Consider the following 17,995-nt stretch of genomic DNA (forward strand, 5'->3'; position numbering starts at 1 on the left):
AAAAATTGAACACAAAAAAAAGTTGCTCCCAGTAGAGCAACCAAGTATCACCATATTAAAAATCAATAAGAGCCAAACTAACTTGTAAGGCTTCATCAACCTTCTCCATCATCTCATCATCAAGATGTGTGATTTTATCTGTCAATCTTTGTTTATCGATCGTACGAATCTGTTCCAAAAGAATGACAGAATCTCGTTCAAAGCCGTAGCGCTTTGCATTAATTTCGACGTGAGTCGGTAATTTCGCTTTTTGTATTTGGGCTGTTATGGCTGCAACGATAGCAGTCGGGCTGAAGCGATTTCCAATGTCATTTTGAATCACCAATACCGGGCGAACCCCGCCCTGCTCGGAGCCAACAACAGGAGATAAATCAGCAAAGTAAACATCACCGCGTTTAACAATCAAATGTTTAACCCCCGCTGACTAATCGCTCAACTGTATTCTCAGCCTCAAATTCTGCGTATTGTGCCTCTGAAGAGATATTCAGATTAATTTTCGCCATCTCCATGTAGCCGCGTCTCATCGATTCACGATTTTGTCGAATATTACGTTCACGAATATACGTTTTTGTCGCTCGGTAGATCAATTCATTTCTTGTTACCTTATCCTGCTCTGCTACTCGTTCGATCTCAGACATTAAAGCCTCCGGCAGTCGAATCTTCATTTCGTTTGTTGCGCTGGATTCAGACAAAAAACATACACCTCCACAAAACTTACGGATACCGTTTCGATCCATTCCAAGACTAATCATACCATTATTCAATGCACAAGCAAAGCTGTTTTTTCATGATTTCTTATTAGAACATGAAGCGGCTCGCCACCCGTAAATCAAGATGATAATGGAGTTCCTCTTTCCCATTATACGCTTTTTTCCGAAAATCATACGGTATTTCCAAAATCTCTAAAAATGGGAGGATGTTTATGATGCCTTTGTAGAATAAAAGAGAACGATGTCAGTTTGAACATCGTTCCCGTGGATGCTGTTTATAAAAAGCTTGGACCGCCTTGAAGCAGCGGATTTCGTACACGAACCCTTTCGCCGTCCTCTATATAGACTCTTGGGACGCGGTAACCAACAGAACATGTGACTTCGTAGTTAATGGTTTCAAGCCGCTTGGCTATTTCATCGACAGATATCCTGTCTTCGCCTTGTGTGCCGATGAGCACGACTGGCTCCCCTGCCGGAATGTCCTTTTTCAAATCAACCATGAATTGATCCATGCACACCCTTCCAGCAATTTTTCGGCGTTTTCCGCCAACGAGCACTTCTGTTCCGGCAAGCTTCCTGATCCAGCCGTCTGCATACCCGATTGGAATCGTACCAATCCATGTATCTTGATTCGCTGTATAAGTTGCACCATAGCTCACGCTCTCACCCTTTTGAATGGGCTTTACATGTGCAAGTTTTGTATGAAGAGATAATGCTTCTTCCAGTTGAAACGGCAATTCATCCTTGATTTCTTCCGACGGCGACAGCCCGTACATACTGATGCCAAAACGAACCATATTAAATAAAGTGTCTTTAAACCTTAGACCTGCTGCACTGTTGGCGCAATGAATGAGCAGTTTGTCCGTATGAAGCGGTTGAAGCAATGTTTTAAACGTATCAACCTGCATACCGAAGTAGTTTTCATCTTTTTCATCCGCTGTGGCAAAGTGAGTAAATACTCCTTCCAGCTGTAAAAAAGAATGATCGTGGACAAGCTCTTTTACTTCGCTCACCTGCTCGATTGTTTTCACACCTAACCGATTCATACCGCTGTCGATTTTCAAGTGGAAACGAATGGGTTGTCCCATCTGCCCGTTCATCACTTTGACGACTTCTCTCAGCCAATCGATCGAGTAAGCGGTCATGATGACGTTGTATCTAACGGCGACTTTGACATACTCTGACGGTACTGCGCCGAGCACAAGAATCGGGGCTTTGATGCCTTTATTTCTTAAAGAAATGGCTTCATCTAAAAAAGCGACGGCTAATAGGTCTGCTCCTGCTTCGAGGGCAGCTTTTGCCACTTCTATATCTCCATGTCCATATGCATTGGCTTTCACAACAGCCATTAGTTGGACGCTTTGACCAATATGGTCTTTCATATGTGAAACATTATGCTTGATTGCTGTTAAATCAATTTCTGCCCATGTGTCTCTATAAAAGGCATTTGTGTCCATTCATCACACTTCCCTATTGAATGATTCAATACTTCATTATGATACTAAAAATCCAGAATAATGTGAAACAACTCAAAGAAAATCAGCCCCTGCACAGGGCTGATTTGTTGTTATGTTAAGAATCTCGCCTATTTCGCTGACTGTCCTTCTACACTTTTGGCGACCATTAAGAGTTCTTCTTTCGATAAATCACTTGAAGAAATTAAGTAGTCAACTCCATCAGATGTCCAAGAAAGAGATTTGTCTGTCAGAACACCCACTGTCATGCCAAGATCGACTGGCTCGCCATTCATCGTCACAGGCGTAGACGCTTCTGCTACCCGCGCTTTTTCCTGAATGAGCGTGAAGGATTTCTTTCCGCCATACGTCATCACATACCGCTTTCCAGCATCTGTTGTCATTTCTTTCTCTTCCATTTTCTTCACGCCCTCTGGCATATCCACAGGCGTTTTCACAGCAAAGCTGTCAGATGGATCTGCACTTGTGGCAACATCCATTTGAGAAAGTGTCATATTTTTCTTCTCATCAAAGGCGTCTTTGTCAAAGGATTTGTTGAATTCAAAGTGAGAGAATTCTACTTTCACCATTGGCTTTTTATCGCTATCCAGTACTTTCACACTAGCAGGCGCCATTGTTTTTTTATGAAAGGTAATCTCTTGGGTCGGCAGCATTTGGTTGTGCTGATAGTTGGTTTTTGTTTCAAAAACGTACTTCGACTCTTTTGCTTTGAACTGAGCTGCACTGTCATTTTTAATGTCTTTCACAAGTGATTCAAATAAATACACCTGACTGCTGTTGTTCGGCCAATCACTATGGAAGCGGAAGCTTTTGTTTAATGAAGGTGTCAGCACAAATACACCATTGCCATTTCTTAAAATGACTTGACTCTGATCCTTCTTCGGATTTTCTAAATAGACACGGTAAAGCTCCGGCTTCTTGTACCAAATTTCCACATGGTATTCCTGCGGATCATTTCCTGTCTCAATGGTCATTTTTGCTTTGGCTTTGTATGATGTCATTTCCTCTGCCTTTTTGTTTAAATCTCCAACGATATCTTGTTGAGATTTTTGACCGCATGCGGAGAGAATCAATACAAAAAGGATCCCCGTTACAAGCAAAACAAAGCTTTTTCTCACCCTTTTCAACCCCTTCGTTAATTGTGTTAAAAGGAAGAAACCGCTTGTTTGACTTTAACAGTACGCCTCAAGAGTTAACTGCGTACCGCGAACCATCAAAGCCTGTTAGCAACTCGCCCTTCCTTATCGCACTACCCAATATATGAAGGGGGGACAAACAATATGCAGACTAGCTTGACAACCTTTCAATTAAAACTTGTGCTGCAGCATATTCTTTTGTGTGTGTAATGGATACATGAACGTAGTCTTCTTTTGTTTTCTCACTTTTGATGAGGGGTTTTCCGTTCGCATCTTTTTGTATCTCGATGTCGTGAAAGCTTATATACTGACCAATTCCCGTACCGTATGCTTTTGCGAATGCTTCTTTCGCCGCAAAACGCCCTGCCAGAAACTCCAGCTGTCTCTTTTCACTTAGTGTGTGAAAGACTTCCTGTTCACGTAAAGTCAAAATTCGTTCTGGTAAACGGGGCTGCCTGCTAAGAACTCGTGACAGCCGGCCGATCTCTACAATATCCATACCGATTCCTTTAATCATGAGGTACCTCCTATGATACTCGTACTAATTTGGATGTTCGCTTCATAAACGTGTTACTATAAACTTACCATTATCTAGTCAAAAGGGGTTTGTTATGTTTATTCGAACGGAGAGCTTTCAACAATTTATTAGATCGTATCCAATCGTAACAGCGATCCTTGCTTTGCAAATCGGCCTATGGCTTTTATTTGCGATCCCTATTCCAATGATCCAGCTTGGGCAGGACCATCTCGTTGGTTTTAATTATGGTGTTGCAGCAGGAGAATGGTGGCGGCTTTTAACGCCTATTTTTCTTCACGGAAGTCTGACACATATTCTGTTCAATTCCATGTCGCTCTTCCTATTCGCTCCAGCACTTGAGTATTTGCTTGGAAAGGTTCGATTTCTTGTGATTTATCTGGGTGCTGGATTCATTGGCAATCTCGGAACCTATTGGGTGGAGCCTTTAGAGTACGTACATGTCGGGGCTTCTGGTGCGATATTTGGTTTATTTGGCGTCTATCTTTATCTTGTCCTATTTAAACCGCATATGATGGACCGTGGTAATTCTCAGGTGATCTTAACGATTCTCGGCGTCTCTGTTATTATGACGTTCGTCAACTCGAACATCAACATCATGGCCCACTTATTTGGATTGATAGGCGGCATGATCCTAGCACCGATCACTCTATTCTTCCATTCAAAAAAACGACGCTATTAAGCTCATAAAAAATGTCGATCACTCCGTTTAACGGGAGCTGATCGACATTTTTTGTTTAAGTTGATTGATTCGTTTCATAGGAATACCAATCGCATACACGTTCAGCATCTTCCTCTTCAAGGTGATGCACACCAAAGGAATCAAGCAAGGCAGAGGACTTCACAAAGGTGTGAATACTTGCCACCCGCCCTTTCTTTTGAAAATAAGATTGGGTCATCGTATAGTTTTGCATTCGTTTTCTTAAAACAATTCCGGTGGTCTTGCCGATACCTCTTGTCGTTAATTGAATCAGTTGATCTTTGATCACATATCCTGATTGTTTATAGGCTAAATACCCAAAAAACAAGGCAAATGGTAATGGAATCAGCGCCAAATATCCCCATGGTGGAAAACGTACAGAAAGGATTATACCTACAAGTAATGGAACAAATCCGTAAGATATCAGATAACGTTTTAGTGAACGCTTCGGCACTTTTTTCAATTCACTTTCTGGTGCCAGCTGATATTGATCTGTAAATTGCGTTAACAATTCATTGATTTTTTTCTTCCGTATGAGTGGAAATAAGACAGAAGAAGTCTCTTTTTCTGTAATGGAACCTCCTGCGCTGACAAGCATGACCGTCGCAAAACCAAATGGTTCACGCAGAATATTTTCCTTGATTTTCACTGCTTGAATTCTCGCAAGCGGAATGGTCATTTGATGCCTTTCGATGAGTCCTCTTGTGATGATGATGTCTTTCCCTTTTCGTTTTGCGTTAAAATTCGCATATTGAAGGGCTGTTACCCCAACACTAAGAATCCACGCAATCAATACGGCAATAAATATGAGAATCGCATAAATCTCAACACTCGCATGACTTAAAAAAGAAAACCGTTTGAGGAATCCGTCCAAAGGCAAAATTTCATCTATTTGTGTGTAAATGGCGAGACACCCAGAAATAATGACGCCGATTCCGCTTGAAGTGGTCGCAGCCAAAAGCAGCTCTGGTATACCCATTCGGTAGGAAACACTGATTTCTTTTTCTACAGGCTGTTGCGCTGTCAGAGGATCAGGGAGATCTAAATTTTCATCATTCATTTCTTCTTGTTGCAAGCTTTTCTTCCGGTTGAAAATCGATTGCTTTAATTGCTCAGCTTCTGCTTTTGTAATGGCCGTCAGGCTCACTTCAGGTCCATCCGTCCCGCCTGCCGTTTCGATTTGCACCCGAACCAAACCGAAAATCCGCTGGAAGATGCCTTCACTTGTATTCACCGTTTGAATTCGTTCTAATGAGATATACTTTTTCTTTTTGGTGATGACACCTGATTCTACTCGAAATTCATCGTCTTCCATTCGGTAGGTGAATCGTCTCCATGCTAAAACGGTTGAAACAGCTTTCCATAAAAGAAGCACCCCAAGAATGATGAACGCATAAAAACGAATACTTGAATTCGAGTTCACAAAAATAAGCACGAAAAAAGGGATAATGAAGTTTTTGATCATGGATACGGCATCTGATATAAAATCAATGAACATCGAGATTGGATGTACACGTTTTGGTTCAGACATCATCTTCCGTCACCCTTGCTAATCGAGATATGTAATCGCGAAGCTCATCTGCCTCTTCTAATTCCAGTGCCGGAATATCATGCACTGTCGCAGCAGTAGAAATTTGAACAGATGCCAACCGGTAGCGCCTTAAAAGCGGCCCTTGGGATGTATCCACATGCTGAACACGTACCATTGGCACAATGACACGTGTGACACGTATCAGTCCGTGCTGTATTTCAATTTCGTTCTCAAATACTTCGTAGCGCCAGATGTGATGACGGATTTTCGGTATGAGCCAGATTCCGAAGATGACCTGTAAAATCCATAAACCGATGAGGATGGCTCCAATCCAATATGGCCATTGAAAATAATAACTAGCTACAAATACCCCAATGATGATGAATAAGAAAATCAATGAGATAATTCCATTTTGAAGACGCCATACTTTTAATCCATTTAAGCTGATTTGACGTTGCGGCTGTTTTCTCACATTCTTCCCCCATTCTCTTACTTTTCTATCAATATATTACGAAAGAAAGCCTAAAAAGTTTCATTAGGCCTGTTAAAAAAAGCGAACCCTGCAAAGGATTCGCTTTTGAATTAGTTGTTATAAGATTTCTTTTGACGACGATCGTTAGAAGAACGATTGCGGTCATTTGAAGAACGCTTTTTATCACCATAAGATGAACGAGTGCTCTTACCTTTTCCACGGTAGCCTCCGCCACCGCCGCCGTCTCTACGTTTAGAAGAGCTGCGGTTGTTACGATTGCGTTTTGAAATCATTGGTGCTTCATCTGTCAAACGAACAGGCGTTGCATCCGGCTCTTTTGTCATCATTTTGATAGCAGCCGCAACCACTGTGACAGAGTCATGATCTTCTAACAATTCAGCTGCTGCTGTCATGTAGAAGTTCAAGTTGTTTTCACTAATGATTGTGCGTAGACGGTCAACTGTGACTTGTTGTTGTCCTTCAATTGCCTCGTCTAGAGTTGGTTCTTTCATACGATCCATTTTACGCTTAGTCGTTTGCTCAATCGCACGAAGCATATCTTTTTCACGTGGTGTAATGAATGTCATCGCCATACCTGTACGTCCAGCACGGCCTGTACGTCCAATACGGTGTACATAGCTTTCTGGATCTTGTGGTACGTCGAAGTTATACACGTGTGTAACACCTGAAATATCAAGTCCACGTGCTGCAACGTCTGTTGCTACAAGCACATCGATTGAACCTTCTTTGAATTTACGAAGCGCAACCATACGTTTCGCCTGAGTCAAGTCACCATGAATTCCTTCAGCTGTATAACCTCTAAGGTTTAATGCTTCAGTCAATTCGTCAACACGACGTTTCGTACGGCCGAAAACAATTGAAAGCTCTGGTGATTGAATGTCAAGAAGACGAGTCAATGTATCGAACTTCTTACGCTCGTGAATATCCAAGTAGAACTGCTGGATGTTAGATACAGTCATTTCTTTCGCTTTTACTTTTACATGTTCTGGGTTTGTCATGAAACGCTCTGCAATACGCTTAATTGGTGCAGGCATTGTCGCAGAGAATAAAAGTGTTTGGTGTTCACTTGGTACATTTGAAAGGATCGCTTCAATGTCTTCGATGAAACCCATGTTAAGCATTTCGTCTGCTTCATCAAGCACGACTGTTTCAACATTTTGAAGACGCATTGTGCGACGATTAATGTGATCAAGTAAACGTCCTGGAGTTCCTACAATGATATGAGGATTTTTCTTGAGCGAACGGATTTGACGGCCGATATCTTGTCCACCGTAAATTGGAAGTACACGTGCACGCTTGTCTTGGCCGATTTTGTATAGCTCTTCAGATACTTGAATCGCTAATTCTCTTGTTGGCGCAATGATAATCGCTTGGATGTTAGGAGACGCTGGATCGATTTTTTCTACAAGAGGAATACCAAATGCTGCAGTTTTTCCTGTTCCTGTTTGTGCTTGTCCGATGACATCTTTATTCTGAAGACCGAGAGGAATTGTTTCTGCTTGAATCGGTGTTGCTTCTTCAAATCCCATGCGGTTAATAGCTTTCATGAGACTTTCGCTTAATTGAAAATCTTGAAACGTTATAGTCAATTTATTCAAACTCCTTCTAATTGCTGTTTCAGTAATCTCGTGAATGATCATTAAAAACTGCCCTTTGTATGAAAGGACAGGTCCATTATATACAAAGCCCGAATTACCCTACATTATATCTTACCATTACACTATTTGTTTTTCAACAAGACAGAAATGGATATATCTACTGCTCGACAATGACCGATTCACCTTCACTTTGATCTCCGTCCATCCATTTCCACTTTTCAAACAGTTGAATTTTTCCGTTATCCAGCTGCTTAGGAGTGGAATGACATGAACCGCTTCTCATGCTGCCATCCTTACTTACATGGTGATATCTAAAATGAAGTGCTCCGTCTTTATTCACAGTTCCCACAAGCACGCCAGATTGAATACTGCCGCCTTGATATGTGCCCGTTAAAATATTCCCGTCCTGACGATATTGAAAAATGGTTCCTTCCGATACTTCCCCATTGCTCGAATTAGACTGCGGGATAAAGGTTTTTCCGTCATATTGAAACAACCGAATCGACCACCTTTTCTTACCTATTGTAACATAGGCCTGTCACTCATTCGACAAAAATGATGCAAATTTTAACAAGTGGGATTCAATTTATATTAGTTTAGCCACATTTTAGCTTTTCTATAGATTAAATTGTTTTTTTTAGAAATTGTTCGACTTTCTCAAACAATTGCTGTGCACAAGGCTCATGACAAACGTGATGTTTACAATCAGGTAAATAGAACATTTCTTTCTGACGGGACGGGATTTTATGATAAATGAATTCTGCACTAGAAGCGGGGACGATCCCATCACTTTCACCTTGAACGATCAAGACAGGTAGATGAAGCTTTTCAAGAGAACCTTTCGTTTGCTTCACCAATTTCATAAATTCTACAGCAGCTGATAGCGGTGTACTCGTCAGCTTATGACGATATCGATCATACAATGGGTTCGTATCAATCAAACCAGACAAGGATTCCTTCACCATCTGCCTTGTGTCTTGAATCATTTGTTTTGGGTTTACATATTTAGCAGCAGCACTTAACAGAACAAGACGGGCCACTGGATACTTCGCTGCTAAATATGAGGCAATCATCCCGCCCATAGAAAAGCCGACCAAATAAATGGTGTCACATGTTCGGTAAAGGGATAAGAGTTCTAATTCAGCGGTGGCAATCCACTCCTGATAGAGAATGCCTTTGAGCTGAAGTTCCTCCCCATGCCCCGGAAGCGTGACAGATTGTACCGTCCAATCTGTCGTCTGCTTTAAATATTCCGCAAGCGGCTCTACTTCATACGGGGCACCAGTAAAACCGTGTATACATAGACAGCCAATCACCCTGTCACCTTCTTTGCCGATCTGATTTATAGTGCAGTAATAACGTCTTCCAATCTCATGCCACGGGAAGCTTTGACCAGAACGACATCGTCAGGTCCTGCCACATCCGTTAGTTTTTTCTTCAGTTCTTCTTTGTCCATATAAGAAGACACGCGGTCGTCTCCAAATGCTTTCTTTGCTCCTTCAGCAATGAATGCGCCAAGACGGCCAAACGTTAAAACATGATCAATAAACTCAGGCTTGATGTACTCCCCTACTTCAAAATGATAGGTCTCTTCTTCACTGCCCATCTCCAGCATATCTCCGAGAACGAGTATGCGGTTAGCAAAGCCATCCATATCTCCTACAAGATCAATCGCTGCTTTCATCGACGTAGGACTCGCATTATACGCATCGTTGATAACCGTGATGCCCTTATCTGTTTTAAACAGTTCTAAACGCATGCCTGTCAATTTCGTTTGCATCAGCCCTTGGGCAATTTGTCTTTCATTCAGACCGAAATGCTGGCCGATTGCAATAGCTGCAAGAGCATTCTTTACATTGTGTTTCCCTAATACAGGAATGAGAAACCCTTGAGCATATCCCTCCACTTGAAATTCAGTGCCTTCAGCGAGTTGGTGAATGTGAATCACCTTGATATCACAGTCCTCTGATTCTCCAAACGTTTTTACGCTGCGTGCCAGGGCATTTGCTCTTTGGCGGAGTAAAGGCTCGTCTCCTAAATAATAAAAAGTCCCATCCTCTTTTAACCCTTTTGTGATCTCACATTTTGCATCTGCAATAGCTTCTCTTGATCCTAAATCCTGCATATGAGATTCTCCAATATTCGTGATGACAGCTGCATCAGGTTCAGCGAGTTTAGATAAAAATTCGATTTCCCCTTTTGCACTCATGCCCATCTCTAGTACAGCAATCTCGGTTCCTTCTGGCATCGCAAGGATGGTCAGTGGAAGTCCAATGTGATTATTAAAGTTGCCATCTGTTTTGTGGACTCTGTATGTCGTTTGTAGGACAGAATGGATCATATCTTTCGTCGTTGTTTTGCCATTACTTCCAGTAATACCGACAACTCGAGGGTTTTCCTCTTTTAAGTATGATTTTGCAAGCTGTTGGAGTGCTGTCAAAGTATCCTCTACAAGTATGACAGGTACACCGAACGGTGGATTCGCTTCTGTTTGATTCCAAAGAACCGCTGCCGCTCCAAGCTCCACTGCTTTTGAAGCAAAAGTGTGACCGTTAAAATGTTCCCCAATAAGCGGGATAAATAGTGCGCCTTTTGATACTTTTCGTGTATCTGTTGTCACTCCGTGTATCTGTTCTTCGCCAAAAGCTTCATTCGATAATGTGCCACCAGCCATTTGGGCGACTTGTTTCACTGTACGTTTGATCATGTTTTTTCGCCTCTCTTTCTCATTTCACGTTTGAAGGAAAAGAGACACTACCTGTAGGATAGTGTCTGCTTGCTTCTTACATTAAAAAGTGGTTTTAATGGTTTGTTTTTCTTGATGGCGTTCAATTGCAAGTGACACCAGCTTCTCAATCAGCTCAGGATACTCTACACCAGTATGTTTCCAAAGCAGCGGGAACATACTAAAAGGTGTGAATCCTGGCATTGTATTCACTTCATTGATCAGCACTTCGCCTTCTTCTGTTAGGAAGAAATCTGCACGTACGAGGCCAGATCCATCAATGGCTTTAAAAGCCTTAATCGCCATATCGTGAATCGTCTTGTACTCTTCCTCTGTCACACTCGCAGGAATGATCAAATCTGTATCGCCATCTTCATATTTTGCTTTGTAGTCATAAAAATCTGTTTTAGGTGCAATTTCACCAACGACTGAGCATTTCGGCTCGTCATTTCCTAATACACCAATTTCAATTTCTCGTCCTACAACGCCTTCTTCCACAACAACACGACGATCATATTGGAAAGCCAAATCAAATGCTGTTTGCAGCTCTTCTTTGCTGCGGCATTTACTAATTCCGACACTTGATCCCATGTTGGCAGGTTTCACAAAACAAGGATACCCGAGAACTGCTTCTACCTGTTCTAGACTGTCTGATATGGCTTTCTCATAATCCTTTTTATTGAAGGAAAGATGCTTTGCCTGCGCAAGCCCAGCTTGAGCAAACACATCTTTCATCATGACTTTATCCATACCCGCAGCAGACGCGAGAACGCCGTTACCGACATACGGGATATTCATTAGTTCAAGTAACCCTTGCATGGTCCCATCTTCACCATTTGGCCCATGTAGCAATGGAAAGACAACATCAATCTTTTCATCAGCTGATGCAGGCTGTGGAAACATGCTTTCATTTAAAGAAGTTGGTAAAAACGTCTTTGCATTTTGTTCAAATTGAAGCATTTTGACGTTTGATACTTGTTCAGTGAGTTTTTCTCCTCTTAGCCATTCGCCCTCTTCTGTAATATAAATTGGATGTATATCGAACTTCTCAGTGTTAAGTGCTTTCGTAACTGCAAGGGCTGTTTGCAGTGATACATTATGTTCGGCTGACTTTCCGCCGTAAACCAATCCTAAACTTATTTTCAATGGATACTCCCCCCACTAAAATTCATCTTTACTATCTTATCACTTTCAAGCAAAAATGCTCTAATTAATTTTTGTTGTTACGGAATTGAAATGATTTGTAAAGGTTGTAAGCGCCCCCCGAGCATTTGTATGTCATTCGCCTTTATTTTATATTAAAATGACATTGAAAAGGAGTTGTGACAAATTGAAAAAAATTACAAGCACTGAACAATTCAACGAAATCATTCAATCAGACAAAGAGGTCATCGTTAAATTCTTTGCGACATGGTGCCCTGATTGCACTAGAATGGACATGTTCATTCCAGACATCTTAGAGGCTTATGCTCAGAATGAATGGTTTGAAATAAACAAAGACGACTTTCCTGAGTTAGCGGAAACGTATCAGGTCATGGGAATTCCTAGCCTGTTAATTTTCAAAAATGGCGAAAAAACAGGTCATTTACACAGTGCCAACGCTAAATCACCTGAAGAAGTAACAGAGTTTCTTCAAGAACACGTTTCATAACTCATTTGAATGGAGACATCAGCCAACTCATGCTGGTGTCTTTTTTTATATCCTTTTAAATCAAATCTCTTCATAAGACGAGATGTGCGGCTAAAATGTTTCAACATCGACAGGAATGTTTGATCTGATTTCATGACAAGGTTTGACAGCGGATTATTTCCTGGGAAAGAATTCATCGTCGATATGGATGGGAATATGTCGGTTACGTGAATTTTCTGAATTGAATCTTTACTTATGACATTCTGCTTTGTATAATGGAGATGCTAATTGAAAATGATTATCAATTTCATCTGTGTGAAATCTTATAGAGTCCATTCTACCAAAGGAGCGTTGAGTTACATGTCTAAGAAGAAAATCAAAACGTATCAGCAATTGATTGAAGAAAACAAGGAAGCGATCATGCGAGACCCTAAGATGATGGAAAGTATATACGCAACCATCGACAAAAAGCACCAGAAGCAGCTTGCCGCTGCTGGACGTGAATCATAAACACAAGAAGAGCAGTCAAACAGATGGCTGCTTTTTTATTTGCCTGAAGAAAAGAAAAAGCCGATAAAATCTATTCTTCGATTTTATCGGCTTTTGTTTTAATGTGATTTCGCTACACGGTCTTGCTTCATTCCTAAATAGATGAGCATATATGTTAGATAACCCATTGTCATCGTTAAACCACCGAAGAAGAATTGTGAAAACACGGGTTCTTCAAATGTCGTAACGGCAGCAAGAACGATCCAGCTCGCATATAAATAGACCATGAACCATTTCATGTTTCTTTTAAGTGTATACAGAAAGAAAAGACCCGCTAATGAAAAGATCCCTAGCGCTAGTCTGAAATAAACAAGATGATCAAACTGGAAGGCAAAAGACACAAACGAAAACGACAACAGCAGCAAAATAGGTAAAGCCGTAATAAAATTTTTCACGATAGTGCCACCTCCATGACTCTGTCTTATTATAAGACAAAATCAGCCGGTTATCGTGAAATACAGACTCGTTTTCACAAAGATGTCACGAATTTTTCTTGTTATTTGACACAATTTTTACACATTTACATCACGCTTCCAAAAAAGGAGCCAAGCAGCACCAACAAAGAAAACGAAATGCGCCCCTACAATGAATAGCGAAAAAAGAGGGCTCATGCCCTGAAAGAGCGGCGGACCTTGAAAACTGTATTGTGTGAAGTCCGTATTAGCGAAAAGTAGAATTTTCCCCCACTGATTTTCTAACAGAGACATGATCGACACTAGTGATTTCGCCGCGTATAAGACGAAAAATGAAGTCACAAGTGCAATCAGACTGTTTCTAAACAAACTTGAGCACAGAAAAGCAAAGCTTGCCATCATGACTACTTCCACCCACTGTGATCCAATCACAGCAAATGTGTGCAGAAATAACCGCCCAGTGCTTTCATCAAAATCAGTACCAAAGAAAATAAGGCCAAAAAGAAAAGCGAACACATAATAAAAAACAAACAGGTAAAGGACCATCAGCACAAGAGTGATATATTTTGACAAGAAAATATGAAGCCTTGTCTTCGGCCTGATCAACAAGAACTTGATGGTTCTTTTTTGAAACTCTGTTGAGATCAATGTGGCGCCAATCACGACAGCGAACACTTGTAAAATAAACACAACATTCGTGGAATAAGCAAAATAGTTCGCGACTGTATCTTGCCCGCCAAGCCCGGAAATGACTCGCTTCAATGCTAGAGCCATCGTCAATTGAAAGACAACAATCAGTCCAAGTGCAATGAATGTGATCTTTTGTCTCGTGATTTTTTTATGTTCATTCTTGATGAGTTGAAGCATCTGCCGTCCCGCCTTCCGTCCATTTCATAAAGGCCTCTTCAATTGATTGTTTTTGAGGCGTCATTTCAAGTACATCAAATTCTGCTAAGACAAGCTGTTTATTCAGCTCCGGCACACGGTCTTTTTTCAGTTGAACCAGCACATGCTGATCCCTTTGTTCATATGTATATCCTTGCGTATCTAGCCATGAAACTGCCTTTTCTACCGGCTGAATATTCATCAGCACCTGCTCTTTCCCTTCCATGTCGCGAAGGTTTGTATTGGCTTTGATCTGTCCTTTTTGGATGATGATCATGCGGTCACACAACTCTTCTACTTTATGCAAAAGATGTGTAGCAAATAACACAGAGACACCTTCTTCTTGTACAAGCATTTGCAAGTGCTCTCGAAACTCCTTCATTCCTGCGGGATCAAGCCCATTTGTTGGTTCATCTAAAATGAGCAGATTGGGCTTATGCAAAATGGCTTGTGCAATCCCGAGCCTTTGTTTCATCCCTAGTGAATACGTTTTGACCTTCTGGTGAATGGCGTGCTCCAGACGAACTCTTTTTACCACTTCAAAAATGCGCTCTTCTGAAACTCCATCATGCATAGATGCATACAGCTCAAGGTTTTCAAAACCTGTTAAATATGAATAAAATTCCGGATTTTCTATGATCGCTCCAACAGATGACATCGCCTTTAGATGATCATCATCTTGAGAATATCCATTAATGATGATCCGGCCGTTGTTTTTTTTCATCAAGCCAACAATCAATCGAATCAAGGTCGTTTTTCCAGACCCATTTGGTCCAAGTAAACCGACAATCTCCCCTTGCCTAATGTCCATCGAAATATGTTGCAAAATTTGATGCCGGCCAATTTGTTTATCGACGTTCTCTATGTGTAGAACAGCAGACTGCAAAGTGGTTCCTCCTTCTGATGTAAAACCTATGGCGGCAGTTACGGCCGCTCATCCTGTAAAAAGTATATCACGCTAGACAAGCCGTTCCACGAAAAAAAGGGCTGATCCAGTCAGCCCTTTTTGTTGTTACAGTGATAAATTAGGTGTTGGTGCTTCCTTCTCATGTTTCTTCTCGGTTTCAGAAACAATCACCGCACATGCTGCGTCACCTGTAATATTGACCACGGTTCTTGCCATGTCTAATAAGCGGTCTATGCCAAGGATCAGCGCAATGCCCTCAACAGGAAGATTCACGGAATTTAAAACCATGGCTAGCATGATGAGCCCTACCCCTGGGACACCTGCTGTGCCAATACTTGCTAGTACTGCCGTTAAGACAACTGTCAGCATTTGAACAAGGGTCAATTCAACTCCATACACTTGTGCGATAAAAATAGTCGCAACCCCTTGCATGATCGCTGTACCATCCATATTAATGGTCGCACCTAGCGGCTGCACAAAGCTTGAAATAGGTTCTGGCACCTTCAAACGCTTTTGAGCTGTTTCCATTGATACTGGTAGTACTGCGTTACTGCTTGATGTACTAAATGCCACAACCATCGCTGGAGAAAATCCTTTGAAGAATGCCATTGGATTTCGTTTAGCTAATAGGGCAACGGTTGACCCATAGGTCAGGAAGAAATGCAAGATCAGCGCAATTAAGACGACTGAGAAGTAAAGTCCCATCGCTTTCATGGCATCGAGCCCCTGACTGCCAATTGCCGTTGCGATCAAACCGAATGTCCCGTACGGTGCGAATTTCATCACAACACCGACAAGATACATCATTAATTCATTTCCTTGTTCAAACAGCTTCAGCAAACCTTCTGTTTTTTTACCGAGCAAGGCAATGCCAAGACCTAAAAATACACAGAAGACGATAATTTGAAGCATATTTCCTTCAACTAGAGATTGGACTGGATTGGTTGGAATAATATTGAGTAGTGTATCTGCCATTGATGGGGCTTCCTCAGCGGAATATTCTGCCGCTTTCGTATCAAAATTGCCAAATGCGCCTGGCTTAATAAGTAAGGCCAATGAAATGCCAATAATGATGGCAAAAGTTGTAGTGAGTAGAAAGTAAGTAATGGTTTTTACGCCGATTCTGCCAAGTTTTTTCGGATCGCCAAGGCCTGCTACACCAAGTGTGATCGAAAAGAAGACAATCGGTACAACTAACATTTTAATCAGGTTTAAGAAGATTTGACCTAGAGGTGTAAATAGATAAGGGTCTAACACTTTGAATACATTTGGAGCAAAAATGTTGAGCAGTAGTCCTGTGATTGCACCTACAATTAAAGCAATAATAATTTTCGTCGCAAGCTTCAATAAAATCTCCCCTTCCTCGTCAAAAAGGCCCACGAGAGAGTCTTCTCGTGGGCCTGCGTGTCCATACGTGTACCACTGTCTACTCTCTTCACGCTGATGAGGTTAGCTGACGGGTTAGGACGAAGAGATGTCCTTTTTTCTTAAATAAGAAAAATTCACCCCAAAAACTTGGGTCCCCCATTCCTTTAGAAGGATTAAGCGTGTGGTAATATGATATTTTCATACTATTTATACCTTATTTTTAGAAAATTGTAAACAGGTTCATATGAACTTTTTAATTACTTTCTTCCTTATTCGTGACCTCCAAGATATCTAAGATAAACACAAAGATTGGGATGCCGATAATCAGTCCCCAAATGCCAATATAGTGTTCAGAAAAGATCAGGACAATAAACGTGAAGAAAATAGGGAGCTCTGTTTTAGCTGACATGAGCTTCGGATTTAAGAAGTAGGCTTCAATGGCATGGATGATCACGATCACCAGCACAATATATAGGACGTACATTCCGCCTCCAAGTGTATACGCAATGATGCTGAGTGGAACGAGGGAGATGACCACACCCGCTACCGGAATTAAACCTAACAAGAAGACCATGACCGCTAATCCAAATAATTGCGGAAAGCCCATAATGCCAAGCGCAATTGTCGTTAAGACACAGTTAACTGTTGCAATGATGAACTGTGCTTCAAGTACCTTACCAAATGTTCTGGAAAACTTACGTCCAAAGAAGGCAATTTCATGATAGAACACGGAGATTTTACTCGTTTTGAACTTATTCATGAATTGAATGAGGCGTTCCTTTTCGAACAGGAAGAACATGCTTAATATTAAGGACATAATGACCTGGATACTGAACGTGCTGAAATCTGTTAAGTATGTATAGAGGAAATTAAACCCTTTCTCGAAGAAAGAAGATATTTTGAAATCTCCGAACACATTGGTGACGACGTCAAAGAAGGGTAAATCTTGTGGATGATCTGCAATCTTTTTCCCTAAATGAAATAACTGTTCCACCTGTTTAGCAATGATGGGCACAAACACAAAGCCGCCAAACGTCAATCCACCAGCTAGAAGGATGTACAAAATGGTGATGACTGATTTCTGTCCTATTTTCAGGAAGCGATTTAAAAAGCCTCTTATGACCTCTTCTAACCGGTTCATTAAAAAAGTGAAAATGAAGGTCAGGAGGATTAAATTCATCATTCCTCTTAATAGATATAATGCTGTGGCTAATACTACAAATACTGAAAACCTCTTGACACCAGGTTTTTCGAACAATTTAAAAAATGCCGCCATACGTTACACACCTGCCAGGACTAAAGTCTATTTTTCGTTGGATCTCATATTCATTATATCGGAT

General features: G+C 41.2%; 20 protein-coding genes and 1 riboswitch. Of the genes, 3 read left to right on the forward strand and 17 right to left on the reverse strand.

The window, feature by feature from the left end; all coding sequences use genetic code 11:
* Positions 1-55: 55 nt before the first annotated feature.
* The 5 genes from ndoA to acpS form a co-directional block, all read right to left on the reverse strand.
* Positions 56-406, reverse strand: a complete 351-nt coding sequence (gene ndoA, locus KFQ09_RS07020; protein ID WP_003214169.1) for a type II toxin-antitoxin system endoribonuclease NdoA — start codon at positions 404-406, stop codon at positions 56-58.
* Positions 407-410: 4 nt separating this feature from the next.
* On the reverse strand, positions 411-692 hold the full coding sequence (locus tag KFQ09_RS07025) for a hypothetical protein (RefSeq protein ID WP_003214273.1): 282 nt from the start codon (positions 690-692) through the stop codon (positions 411-413).
* 293 nt (positions 693-985) lie between these two features.
* Complete coding sequence (gene alr, locus KFQ09_RS07030; RefSeq protein WP_241511749.1) at positions 986-2,167, reverse strand: alanine racemase; 1,182 nt, start codon at positions 2,165-2,167, stop codon at positions 986-988.
* 128 nt (positions 2,168-2,295) lie between these two features.
* Complete coding sequence (locus KFQ09_RS07035; RefSeq protein WP_007496489.1) at positions 2,296-3,312, reverse strand: outer membrane lipoprotein-sorting protein; 1,017 nt, start codon at positions 3,310-3,312, stop codon at positions 2,296-2,298.
* A 160-nt stretch (positions 3,313-3,472) separates the two neighbouring features.
* Positions 3,473-3,838: a holo-ACP synthase gene (acpS, locus tag KFQ09_RS07040; RefSeq protein ID WP_017358398.1), complete on the reverse strand. Its 366-nt coding sequence runs from the start codon at positions 3,836-3,838 to the stop codon at positions 3,473-3,475.
* A 94-nt stretch (positions 3,839-3,932) separates the two neighbouring features.
* On the opposite strand from acpS, the gene KFQ09_RS07045 reads away from it, so the two are divergent.
* A complete protein-coding gene (locus KFQ09_RS07045; RefSeq protein WP_007496491.1) occupies positions 3,933-4,538 on the forward strand; it encodes a rhomboid family intramembrane serine protease in 606 nt (201 codons plus the stop codon).
* Positions 4,539-4,593: 55 nt separating this feature from the next.
* Here KFQ09_RS07045 and KFQ09_RS07050 read toward each other — a convergent pair whose 3' ends face one another.
* The 7 genes from KFQ09_RS07050 to KFQ09_RS07080 form a co-directional block, all read right to left on the reverse strand.
* Complete coding sequence (locus KFQ09_RS07050; RefSeq protein ID WP_255836146.1) at positions 4,594-6,090, reverse strand: PH domain-containing protein; 1,497 nt, start codon at positions 6,088-6,090, stop codon at positions 4,594-4,596.
* Complete coding sequence (locus KFQ09_RS07055; protein WP_008346922.1) at positions 6,080-6,559, reverse strand: PH domain-containing protein; 480 nt, start codon at positions 6,557-6,559, stop codon at positions 6,080-6,082. The genes KFQ09_RS07050 and KFQ09_RS07055 overlap by 11 nt, the downstream gene beginning before the upstream one ends.
* A gap of 110 nt (positions 6,560-6,669) precedes the next feature.
* Positions 6,670-8,169: a degradosome RNA helicase CshA gene (locus KFQ09_RS07060; RefSeq protein ID WP_240504406.1), complete on the reverse strand. Its 1,500-nt coding sequence runs from the start codon at positions 8,167-8,169 to the stop codon at positions 6,670-6,672.
* A gap of 166 nt (positions 8,170-8,335) precedes the next feature.
* Positions 8,336-8,674, reverse strand: a complete 339-nt coding sequence (locus tag KFQ09_RS07065; protein WP_017358401.1) for an avidin-fold protein — start codon at positions 8,672-8,674, stop codon at positions 8,336-8,338.
* A 127-nt stretch (positions 8,675-8,801) separates the two neighbouring features.
* On the reverse strand, positions 8,802-9,494 hold the full coding sequence (locus tag KFQ09_RS07070) for an alpha/beta hydrolase (RefSeq protein ID WP_008346929.1): 693 nt from the start codon (positions 9,492-9,494) through the stop codon (positions 8,802-8,804).
* 26 nt (positions 9,495-9,520) lie between these two features.
* The gene (murF, locus tag KFQ09_RS07075; RefSeq protein WP_045035108.1) at positions 9,521-10,885 is read right to left on the reverse strand and encodes a UDP-N-acetylmuramoyl-tripeptide--D-alanyl-D-alanine ligase; all 1,365 of its coding nucleotides are present in this window, start codon (positions 10,883-10,885) and stop codon (positions 9,521-9,523) included.
* Positions 10,886-10,966: 81 nt separating this feature from the next.
* The gene (locus KFQ09_RS07080) at positions 10,967-12,049 is read right to left on the reverse strand and encodes a D-alanine--D-alanine ligase (protein WP_255836147.1); all 1,083 of its coding nucleotides are present in this window, start codon (positions 12,047-12,049) and stop codon (positions 10,967-10,969) included.
* Positions 12,050-12,233: 184 nt separating this feature from the next.
* On the opposite strand from KFQ09_RS07080, the gene KFQ09_RS07085 reads away from it, so the two are divergent.
* Together KFQ09_RS07085 and fbpB are read left to right on the forward strand one after the other, a co-directional pair.
* On the forward strand, positions 12,234-12,554 hold the full coding sequence (locus KFQ09_RS07085; protein WP_008346934.1) for a thioredoxin family protein: 321 nt from the start codon (positions 12,234-12,236) through the stop codon (positions 12,552-12,554).
* Positions 12,555-12,893: 339 nt separating this feature from the next.
* Complete coding sequence (gene fbpB, locus KFQ09_RS07090) at positions 12,894-13,043, forward strand: Fur-regulated basic protein FbpB (protein WP_017366658.1); 150 nt, start codon at positions 12,894-12,896, stop codon at positions 13,041-13,043.
* 98 nt (positions 13,044-13,141) lie between these two features.
* On the opposite strand, the gene KFQ09_RS07095 is transcribed toward fbpB, so the two are convergent.
* From KFQ09_RS07095 to KFQ09_RS07115, 5 genes are all read right to left on the reverse strand, one after another.
* Positions 13,142-13,477 (reverse strand): hypothetical protein, encoded by a 336-nt coding sequence (locus KFQ09_RS07095; protein WP_017366657.1) that lies wholly within the window; start codon positions 13,475-13,477, stop codon positions 13,142-13,144.
* Positions 13,478-13,594: 117 nt separating this feature from the next.
* On the reverse strand, positions 13,595-14,362 hold the full coding sequence (locus tag KFQ09_RS07100) for an ABC transporter permease (protein ID WP_024720482.1): 768 nt from the start codon (positions 14,360-14,362) through the stop codon (positions 13,595-13,597).
* Positions 14,340-15,266: an ABC transporter ATP-binding protein gene (locus KFQ09_RS07105; RefSeq protein WP_255836148.1), complete on the reverse strand. Its 927-nt coding sequence runs from the start codon at positions 15,264-15,266 to the stop codon at positions 14,340-14,342. Before KFQ09_RS07105 ends, KFQ09_RS07100 begins: the two co-directional genes overlap by 23 nt.
* Before the next feature lie 126 nt (positions 15,267-15,392).
* Positions 15,393-16,634 (reverse strand): dicarboxylate/amino acid:cation symporter, encoded by a 1,242-nt coding sequence (locus KFQ09_RS07110; RefSeq protein WP_025206789.1) that lies wholly within the window; start codon positions 16,632-16,634, stop codon positions 15,393-15,395.
* A gap of 77 nt (positions 16,635-16,711) precedes the next feature.
* A riboswitch (cyclic di-AMP (ydaO/yuaA leader) is annotated at positions 16,712-16,845 on the reverse strand.
* 63 nt (positions 16,846-16,908) lie between these two features.
* The gene (locus KFQ09_RS07115) at positions 16,909-17,931 is read right to left on the reverse strand and encodes an AI-2E family transporter (RefSeq protein ID WP_007496515.1); all 1,023 of its coding nucleotides are present in this window, start codon (positions 17,929-17,931) and stop codon (positions 16,909-16,911) included.
* Positions 17,932-17,995: the final 64 nt, after the last annotated feature.

It is taken from the genome of Bacillus sp. FS02, assembly GCF_024398395.1.
Lineage (GTDB): Bacteria > Bacillota > Bacilli > Bacillales > Bacillaceae > Bacillus > Bacillus altitudinis.